Annotated in this window: 6 protein-coding genes; 2 read left to right on the forward strand and 4 right to left on the reverse strand. The window is 41.7% G+C overall.

All coding sequences use genetic code 11. The features are described 5' to 3' along the window. Positions 1 to 315 precede the first annotated feature (315 nt). From QZT73_RS14905 to bshC, 3 genes are all read right to left on the reverse strand, one after another. The gene (locus QZT73_RS14905) at positions 316 to 804 is read right to left on the reverse strand and encodes a hypothetical protein (protein WP_291784056.1); all 489 of its coding nucleotides are present in this window, start codon (positions 802 to 804) and stop codon (positions 316 to 318) included. A 70-nt stretch (positions 805 to 874) separates the two neighbouring features. Further along, the gene (locus QZT73_RS14910; protein ID WP_291788990.1) at positions 875 to 1,447 is read right to left on the reverse strand and encodes a 5-formyltetrahydrofolate cyclo-ligase; all 573 of its coding nucleotides are present in this window, start codon (positions 1,445 to 1,447) and stop codon (positions 875 to 877) included. Then, a complete protein-coding gene (gene bshC, locus QZT73_RS14915; RefSeq protein ID WP_291788992.1) occupies positions 1,440 to 3,011 on the reverse strand; it encodes a bacillithiol biosynthesis cysteine-adding enzyme BshC in 1,572 nt (523 codons plus the stop codon). Before bshC ends, QZT73_RS14910 begins: the two co-directional genes overlap by 8 nt. 316 nt (positions 3,012 to 3,327) lie before the next feature. Here bshC and QZT73_RS14920 point away from each other — a divergent pair, with 316 nt between their 5' ends. Continuing rightward, positions 3,328 to 5,520, forward strand: coding sequence for a heavy metal translocating P-type ATPase (locus tag QZT73_RS14920; protein WP_291788995.1), 2,193 nt, complete (start codon positions 3,328 to 3,330; stop codon positions 5,518 to 5,520). A 3-nt stretch (positions 5,521 to 5,523) separates the two neighbouring features. On the opposite strand, the gene QZT73_RS14925 is transcribed toward QZT73_RS14920, so the two are convergent. Then, positions 5,524 to 6,510: a D-alanine--D-alanine ligase gene (locus QZT73_RS14925; protein WP_291788997.1), complete on the reverse strand. Its 987-nt coding sequence runs from the start codon at positions 6,508 to 6,510 to the stop codon at positions 5,524 to 5,526. Between the two features lie 195 nt (positions 6,511 to 6,705). Here QZT73_RS14925 and QZT73_RS14930 point away from each other — a divergent pair, with 195 nt between their 5' ends. Further along, complete coding sequence (locus tag QZT73_RS14930; RefSeq protein WP_291788999.1) at positions 6,706 to 8,886, forward strand: S9 family peptidase; 2,181 nt, start codon at positions 6,706 to 6,708, stop codon at positions 8,884 to 8,886. Positions 8,887 to 9,133: the final 247 nt, after the last annotated feature.

Genomic DNA, 9,133 nt, shown 5'->3' on the forward strand with positions numbered 1-9,133 from the left:
TCTTAATTCAGATTTTTTGCCAAAAGGAAAATTTTAAGAATTTTTAATGAATATTCAATAATGAAAGTCTGCTATTTCAAGAAATACACTGATGCTCAAAACAATAAAAAAACAAAAATTAAATATTTTTAAAATTCAGTAGCATAAAATCACCTTTTGGACAAAAAAATTGTAGAAATCTAAAAAGCAGGGTCAAAAAACAAAAAGAGGCTCCTGAAAAAAACCATTACTGGGGTAATTTGCCTGTGAAAGGGTTAGCTTAAACCTGCCCGACACCTTCCACAGACAATAGCAATACCAAAATATTATTTGGAATTAAAATACATAACGTATGGACAAGGCCACCTCATCCCAGCCATAATTGTAGTATCCTAAGTTAATAGCCGGTTTCCAATCCAAGCCCAGACCTATCGGGGCATCCTGGAATTTATAATCCAGGCCTATGATGCCGTTTAGACCAAAAACAGAATAACTTGTATTGGGTTCTGCCCAGGGTGGCCTGTTCTTGTTGCTTATATTTCTGGTATTCCACGTCCCAAGATGTACACCACCCCCAAAAAACCATTGTAGCCCTTTGACTTCACGGATATCCCTGTGCACTTCATAGAGGCCAGTGACCAAAAATCCGCCCCAGCGTGCATGCAAAAGGCCTTCAATAGCAGCATCTTGTGAAATAAAATGTTTGACGGTAAGCCCATTGGTAACCCCTGCCCTTAAACCTATCCCTGTGTTATATTGGGCAAAAGAAGGAACCGTATACAATAAACCAAAACTGAAAACCAGCAAAAAGATTCTTTTCTTCATCTCTCTTTCTTCTTTTATTTAATAATTAACCTTTAAAAAACATGCCAAATTAAATGAATGCCCTTAAATATTAACGATAAAAGAAAAAAACATCTTTTGGAGTAATGCAAAAATCCATGGGAATATCATGTGGTTCTACTGGAATATGGTCTTCAGGTGGAAAAAAACTCAGCCCCACTTTGATGATGTCCCGGCCTAAAGTAGCCAGGAACTTGTCATAATATCCCTTCCCATATCCAATTCTATATCCTTTTTTATCATATGCCAACAAAGGAATAAGTAAAAGCTGAATGTTATCCGGTGCTTCTATCGCTGCTTGTCCTGGAACAGGAATTCCCCAATGACCCGAATCGAATCCTTTGATGCTTGATATATTCAAGGTCTCCAAGTTTTCCTCGGATGGGTTTAACCTTGAAGTGTACAATGAATAACCAAGGTCCTGCAATTTGTAAAACAAAGGCAGGGTATCGACTTCATGAAAACGTGCAATAGGGAGAAATAAATGAACGTGGCGAATTTCCTGATGTTCCCCCAAATAAGCCATAAACTTATCTGAAATTTTTCCAGATAAATCCCTGACCTCCTCTGTTGACAGTCCCATCCTCTTTAGTCTGTATTGCTGACGCAGGTCCTCCTTATTCATTGTTTTCTTTCAAAATCATGAAATCATAATCCAAAGGATCGAAAACTTCGAAAAGCTCCTGAAGAAAGTTTGGGTTTTTCAGATAAAATTTCATGAAATTCTCCACTCTTTCCTGTGGACTTCCTCCTGGATAACAAAAAGCATGGATTGACTCTCTTTGGCCAATACTAACTGATTGCTTTCTTTCCTCTGCTTTCCTGACCTTTGAAGCCAATTGTTCCATGATTTTTAATGCCCTGACTTTTCCTGCCTGAAAAGCATCCTCTAAGGTTTTGTCTACTTCAGAAACATTTGCTGTCATTTGATCAAAAAGTCCTTCCAGGGTTTTCTTTTCCTCATTCAGACCAATATCCATGTGGGCATGGCTGGCAACAAAAGCTGTCTTCCACTCCCTGACAGACTGAAAAAGGCCTACATCGTCTATGCCCAATTTTTCAATTTTACGCTGAACAACATGGTCCAAAATCAAGGCAAAATTTCTTGGCATCAAGGCAGGAAACTGTACATTGAAGTTGTCAAACAAAGGTTTGAGCTGCAACCAATAGGCTACTTCTGCGGGACCACCCAAGTAGGCAATATTGGGGAGAATGGTTTCTTGATAAATGGGTCTCAAAACGACATTTGGACTGAAGCGCTCCGGGTGTTCATTCAAGAGCTGATGAAGCCCATCCTCAGCAAATGAAATTTCAGTATTTAAAACTTTATAGATGCCGCCACTTTTTTCTATCCTCTCCCTGATACCCCCTTCCATATAGAATAAGTTGATTTCCCGAGGAAAAATCTGGCTCTTATAACCCAAGTCTTCCAAGTCTGCTGTAGTCTTTTGTACCAGTTCTTGGACTTTATGCCCGATCAGATCAGCCTCCAATACCGACCTGAACATTGACTTCAAAGCAGGATCATTTCCATCTGCTATCAATAGTCCTTTAGCTCCAAAAAGGTGGTGCACATATTTTCTGCATGCTTCAGCCAAGGTTTTAGAGCCTAGATATGCCTCTTTAAAAAAGTCCGGCACAAAATGGGTCACCTCTTTGAAGAAGCTTTTAAAACTTTCATCCAATCGAAATGCCCCAACTGGCCCTGTTTGTGTCGCATGCCATTGATATTTATTGCCATCGAGTTTGAAATAATTGATCTCCTCAAAATCATGATCTTCGGAGGCCAGCCAGTACACTGGGATAAAATGATAATCAGGGTAAGCACGGCTTAAGCGTTCAGCCAAGTTGACCGTAGATACTATTTTATATATGAAATACAGTGGCCCTGTAAATAAATTGAGCTGATGGCCTGTGGTTACTGTAAATGTCTTTTGGCTTCGCAAAGAATTTATCTGGGATTTCGTAATTTCTTCCAGTTCCATTCCCTCATATTGTTTTTCCAGAACGGCTGAAAGCAAGTCTCTTTTTTCGGTTGAAAAATCCTTTCCATTGATCAGGGATTTAAAATTTTCAAGGACCGGATATTGGTTGTAAAATAGCCGAAGCTCGGGTATTTGACGGAGATAGTCTAAAAATAAAGGCGAAAACTGCCCGGTACACTCAGGTTCTACGGTTGACTTGATCATGAATTTTTGTGTTCAATTACGGCTTGAAGGTACAAAGGAATTTAACTTAGCAACAAATATTCATTTCGTATAATTTCAGGAATTATAAGAATGGTAATTGATTAGGTTTAATTTTTACAAAAATTCTATAACAGGATAAGGGCCACAAAGAGTAACTTTATAACTCAGATATAAAAAGTTTTGTGTCTTCGTAGCTTATAAACAAAAAATCTTTATGGCTTAAAACAAAAACGGGATCTCTGAGTATCTGTGCGGCCTGAAACCAAAACAATCTCCGCGTCTTCGTACCTTTGAGGCATATATTAAAAATTAAACAATGTCAACCATAAAAAAAGAAATACCAGTAGAAGGAATGAGTTGTGCGGCATGTGCCATTGCTGTAGAAAAAGTGTTGGTCAAAAGCCCAGGTGTTAAGGCTGCTTCAGTGAATTATGCCAACCATTCAGCCCTATTGGAATATGATGAGGATGCCGTTGAACTGGAAGTACTCAAAAAATCGGTACAGCAAAGTGGTTATGATCTTCTGATTGAAGGCCTTCAGCAGGAAGAACTGGAAAACAGACAGGAGGATGCATACCGGAAACTTCGTAAAAAAACTGTCTTTGCCGGTATCATGGCCTTCCCCGTTTTTTTGATCGGTATGTTCTGGATGCATATGCCCTTCGGCAATGAAATCATGTGGGCCTTGACCACTCCCATCTTATTCGTTTTTGGCAGGCAGTTTTTTATTCAAGCATGGAAGTTAGCCAAGGTAAAACAGGCCAATATGGACACTTTGGTGGCACTCAGTACAGGGATCGCTTATCTTTATAGCAGTTTCAACACCTTTTCCCCTGAATTTTTGATCAGCAGGGGATTGGAACCCCATGTTTACTTTGAAGCAGCTGCTGTCATTATCTTTTTCATCTTGCTGGGAAAAACACTGGAATCCAAAGCCAAGGCCGGTACGGGGGCTGCATTGAAAAAACTGATGGGACTTCAACCAAAGGAAGTCAGTGTGATTGAAAATGGTGAGCTGCTGATCAAAAAAATAGAAGAAGTACGTGCTGGGGAAAGTATTTTGGTCAAGCCGGGTCAGAAAATTCCTTTGGATGGAACTGTGATAGAGGGAAGCTCCTATGTTAACGAGAGCATGTTGACCGGAGAACCCATCCCCACTGTAAAGGAAAAAGGCAGCAGGGTGTATGCAGGCACCCTGAACCAGGACGGGAGTCTCACTTTTATCGCCGAACAAGTCGGAAAACAAACTTTGTTGGCCCAAATTATCGAGAGGGTGAAGACAGCACAAGGCTCCAAAGCTCCAATTCAGAAAACCGTGGACAAAGTAGCCTCCATCTTTGTACCGGTTGTTTTGGCGATTGGCATACTTACTTTTTTTATCTGGGGCTTTAGCGGGGTAGAAGATGCCTGGCTTAGGGGCATGTTGGCCATGATTACAGTATTGGTCATAGCCTGTCCCTGCGCCTTGGGTTTGGCTACTCCTACAGCCATTATGGCGGCTATGGGTAAGGGGGCGCAGATGGGCATTTTGATTAAAAATGCAGAAAGCCTTGAAAAAGGAAAAAAAATAGACACCCTCCTACTCGATAAAACCGGCACCATCACGAAGGGCAATCCCGAGGTGACTGCCATGCAATGTTTACCTTCCTGGACAGCAGCTGATGCCGCTGCGGTAAGTACCATTGAGTCTAAATCAGAGCATCCCCTGGCAAGGTCCATCATCAAACACTTGGACGCAAAAACAAAACAGATCCCCATCACTAACTTTAAAACCGAGCGTGGAAAAGGGGTAGCAGCTACAGTAAATGATAAGATCTATCGCATAGGTACGGAGAAATGGATCAGGTCCTTTTTGGATAAGGGTTATGAAGAGGAAGTAGGAAAATCTTTTGAACGCATGGAAGCTGGCGCTACCTTGGTTTATGTCGCCCGGGAAGGAGAACTCCTTGCTTATTTTGAAATTACTGACCCAATCAAAAGTACTTCTATCCAAGCGATTAAGGAATTACAAGAGATGGGCATCAGCATCCACATGCTTACCGGAGACCATCAATTGGCAGCAAAAAAAGTAGCCAAAGAAACAGGGATCGATGCCTTCAGAGGCCATATGCTTCCTCAGGAGAAGGCTGAATATGTGCGTAAATTGCAAAAAGAGGGCAAAACCGTAGCTATGGCCGGTGATGGCATCAATGACAGTGAAGCGTTGAGTATCGCCCATTTGAGCATTGCCATGGGTCATGGTTCTGACATCGCCATGGAAGTGGCTGATGTGACATTGGTCCATTCTGACCTGCAGCAGATCCCGAAAACCCTTCAACTGACCAAAAAAACAGTCAAAATCATTCATCAAAACTTATTTTGGGCCTTTATCTATAATATCATTGGCATCCCTATAGCTGCAGGGGTACTCTATCCTGCATTCGGGTTTCTGCTGAATCCTATGCTGGCCGGTGCAGCCATGGCGCTTAGCTCCGTATCGGTGGTGACCAATAGCCTAAGGCTTAGATAGAACCTAGACAAACATTTCTTCTATCAGTTCGGTGTAGAAATCTTTGACATCCATGCCTATGGCCCTGACTTGTTGGGAAATCAGACTGGTTTCGGTCTGCCCGGGCACCGTGTTGATTTCAATAAAATAGAATTTTCCGGTATCATGCTCGAGAAAATAATCTACACGGACAGCACCTTTACAGTTCAATTTCTGATACACCTGGGCAATAATTCTGTTGACGCGGCCAACTTCTTCCTCACTCATCCTACCCGGGGTAATTTCCTCTGTCACGCCTGGAGAGTATTTGGCTTCAAAGTCAAAAAATTCCTTGCTGCTGACAATCTCCGTGGCAGGCAAAACAGTGGTCTTCCCCTGGGCATGATAAACCCCAATGGAAAACTCCCTTCCTGAAACAAACTCTTCCACCAATACCTGATCGTCCTCTGCAAAGGCCTTGTCTAAAGCTTCCTTCAGTTCGCTTGGCGTTTTGACCTTACTCATGCCGATACTGCTTCCCCCATTATTGGGTTTGACAAAAAGCGGCAACCTCAACTCCTTTTGAATCCTTTCCAGATTTTCTTCCTTATTGCTGAACAGCTGTATGGACCTGGCCACATAAAGCTCGGGAATATCCTGTACAATGGCTTTGGTATATCCCTTGTTCATGGTGATGGCGGAGGTAAGTGCATCACAGGTAGTGTAGGGAAGTCCCAACATGTCGAAATATCCTGCCAATTTCCCATCCTCTCCAGGGGAACCATGTAAGATATTGAACACCCCGTCAAAAGTAACCCTTTCTTCATTTAACAGAATTGAAAAGTCATTCATGTCCACCGGTACTTTTTGTCCACTCTCCGTTTGATGGTACCAATCTCCAGGATATATCAAAATTTTAAATACATCAAATTTTGAGCGGTCAATGGTTTTTTCCACTATAGCTGCGCTCTTCAATGAGACTACAGCCTCTCCTGAAAAACCTCCAGTCACCAAGGCAATTTTTTTCTTCATAGGGCAAAAGATTGAATACCCGAATTAATGAAATTTTAGCTGGAATTTATACTGCATCAGGCGATAAATCTTTCAATTCATCTTTAAGCTGACTTATTCCCAAATTCTAAGGCATTTTTAAGACCGCTTAACCTTTTCAAAGTTTCCAATCTGATCGAATTAATTATCTTTAGCGCTGGAAATAAACTCAAAAATATGTTCAGATATTCATTCTTATTCCTCTCAACAGTAATGCTCCTGTTAGGAGAAAGTACATTTGCCCAAGAGAAAAAAACAGTCAGTCTTGAGGACGTTTTCAAATCAAATACTTTTTCCCAAAAATCAGTATATGGCATCAACTGGATGAAAGATGGTCAGTATTATTCCTCTTTGCAGCGGGATGTCACAGGTGCTAAAGTGGTGAAGATCAACGTTGCCAGCGGAGAAGAAGAGGCCGTACTGATTGATGGGGGAGCACTTGGCGTCAACTTTTCAAGTTATTCTTTTAATCCTGATGAAACAAAAGCACTGATAGCTTCAGAGGTAGAAAGCATTTACAGAAGGTCCAGCAAGGGGGTATTCCACTTAGTCGATCTAAAAAGTGCAACCGCCCAAAAATTAATGGATGGAGAAAAAATCATGTATGCCACGCTTTCCCCTGATAATGACAAGGTCGCTTTTGTGAAAGACAACAACATTTACATGGTGGAGTTGGCAAATAACCAAGTTACTCAGATTACCGAAGATGGCAAATGGAACCACATCATTAATGGAGCTGCCGACTGGGTATATGAAGAAGAATTCTCCATGTCAAGGGCCTTTGAATGGTCCCCAGATGGAAAGAAAATTGCTTTTATCCGCTTTGATGAGACCGATGTCCCTGAGTACAATATGCAGACTTGGGGCAAACTGTATCCGGAAGATTACCGCTTCAAATACCCAAAGGCCGGGGAAAAAAATGCTGAAGTTAGCATACATGTCTATGACCTTAGCAGTAAAAAAACTGTCAGTATGAATACCGGAGAGGATAAAGACATTTATCTACCGAGGATATATTGGACAAATGATCCCAACACCCTTGCATTTCTTCGTCTTAACAGACTTCAAAACCAATTGGATTTGCTCTATGCAAACACTGTAACTGGTGAAACCACGCGCATACTACAGGAAAAATCGGACACTTATGTAGACCTTAACTACAATGACGACCTTAGGTTTCTGGAAGCTGACAAAGGTTTTATCCGCACTTCCGAGCAGGATGGCTTCAAGCATATATACCACCATGACAATCAGGGCAAACTGATCCGACAGATTACTTCCGGCAACTGGGAGGTTACCAACCTAGTGGGTGTAGATGAAAAAAACAAAATGATCTACTATATCTCCACAGAGACTTCTCCATTGGAAAGAAACCTCTATGTGATCAATATGGATGGGAGGGGAAAAAAAATTCTGACACCTGAAAAAGGCAATACTTCTGTCAATATGAGCAGGGACTTTAAGTACTTTATTGCAAATCATTCTAATGCCAATACACCTCTCAAAGTCTCATTGAATGAGGCCTCTGGCAAATTGGTCAAAGTGCTGGAGGAAAATGAAGGCCTAAAAAACAAACTGAATGAATTTACCCTTTCAGATAAGGCGTTTTTCACTTTCCAAACAGTGGATGGAACAGCCCTTAATGGGTATATGATCAAACCTGCTGATTTTGATGAAAGCAAAAAATATCCGGTTTTGATGTATGTCTATGGAGGCCCGGGCTCACAGAATGTAATGAATTCCTGGGGCGGAACAAGGGATTTTTGGCACCATCACCTGGCTGCTGAAGGGTATATTGTAGTCTGTGTGGATAACAGAGGTACCGGAGCTAGAGGCAGAGATTTCAAGCATATGACCTATGCCAATTTGGGTAAATTAGAAACCGAGGATCAAATTGCTGGCGCCAAATTTATGGCAAGTATGCCATTTGTGGATGCATCCCGAATAGGTATCTGGGGATGGTCTTATGGAGGATACATGTCCTCTTTGGCCTTATTGATGGGCAATGATGTATTCAAAGCAGCCATTGCCGTAGCCCCGGTTACTACGTGGAGGTATTACGATACCATTTACACCGAGCGGTATTTACAGACACCCCAATTGAATGCGGTAGGATACGATGATTACAGTCCGATTACGCATGTGAACAAACTGAAGGGCAATTACCTCTTGATCCATGGGACAGGTGATGACAATGTGCATTACCAAAATGCGGTGGACATGGTGGATGCTTTGATCAAGGCGGACAAGCATTTTGAAACCATGTATTACCCTAACCGCAACCATGGTATTTATGGCGGGAATACTACCTGGCATTTGTACAGCTTGATGACAGACTGGATTAAGAAAAAACTTTGATTCATTGTACCAAGGACCAGGTACCACGTACCAAGCACTAATCTTGGTAAGTAGTACTTGGTCCTTGCCTTTAATTTTGAATTTAGCTTTCGCCACTATCCCACATGCAGTACTGGTTGCGGCCCGAAAAAACACAAACTGAAACCCCGTCTTACCACTCTTTATTTTACAACATAGCATCATAGATCACATAGTAAAAAAACAACCGCTGATCCGGTCAGCAGAGCCAGGTCGGACCAATGTCAAA

The organism is Cecembia sp. (assembly GCF_007126775.1).
Lineage (GTDB): Bacteria > Bacteroidota > Bacteroidia > Cytophagales > Cyclobacteriaceae > Cecembia.

Bases quoted from the DNA above. Each gene is read 5' to 3' on its own strand.
- QZT73_RS14925 (WP_291788997.1), bottom strand. From the start codon at position 6,510: ATGAAGAAAAAAATTGCCTTGGTGACTGGAGGTTTTTCAGGAGAGGCT.
- QZT73_RS14920 (WP_291788995.1), top strand. From the start codon at position 3,328: ATGTCAACCATAAAAAAAGAAATACCAGTAGAAGGAATGAGTTGTGCG.
- QZT73_RS14910 (WP_291788990.1), bottom strand. From the start codon at position 1,447: ATGAATAAGGAGGACCTGCGTCAGCAATACAGACTAAAGAGGATGGGA.
- bshC (WP_291788992.1), bottom strand. From the start codon at position 3,011: ATGATCAAGTCAACCGTAGAACCTGAGTGTACCGGGCAGTTTTCGCCT.
- QZT73_RS14905 (WP_291784056.1), bottom strand. From the start codon at position 804: ATGAAGAAAAGAATCTTTTTGCTGGTTTTCAGTTTTGGTTTATTGTAT.
- QZT73_RS14930 (WP_291788999.1), top strand. From the start codon at position 6,706: ATGTTCAGATATTCATTCTTATTCCTCTCAACAGTAATGCTCCTGTTA.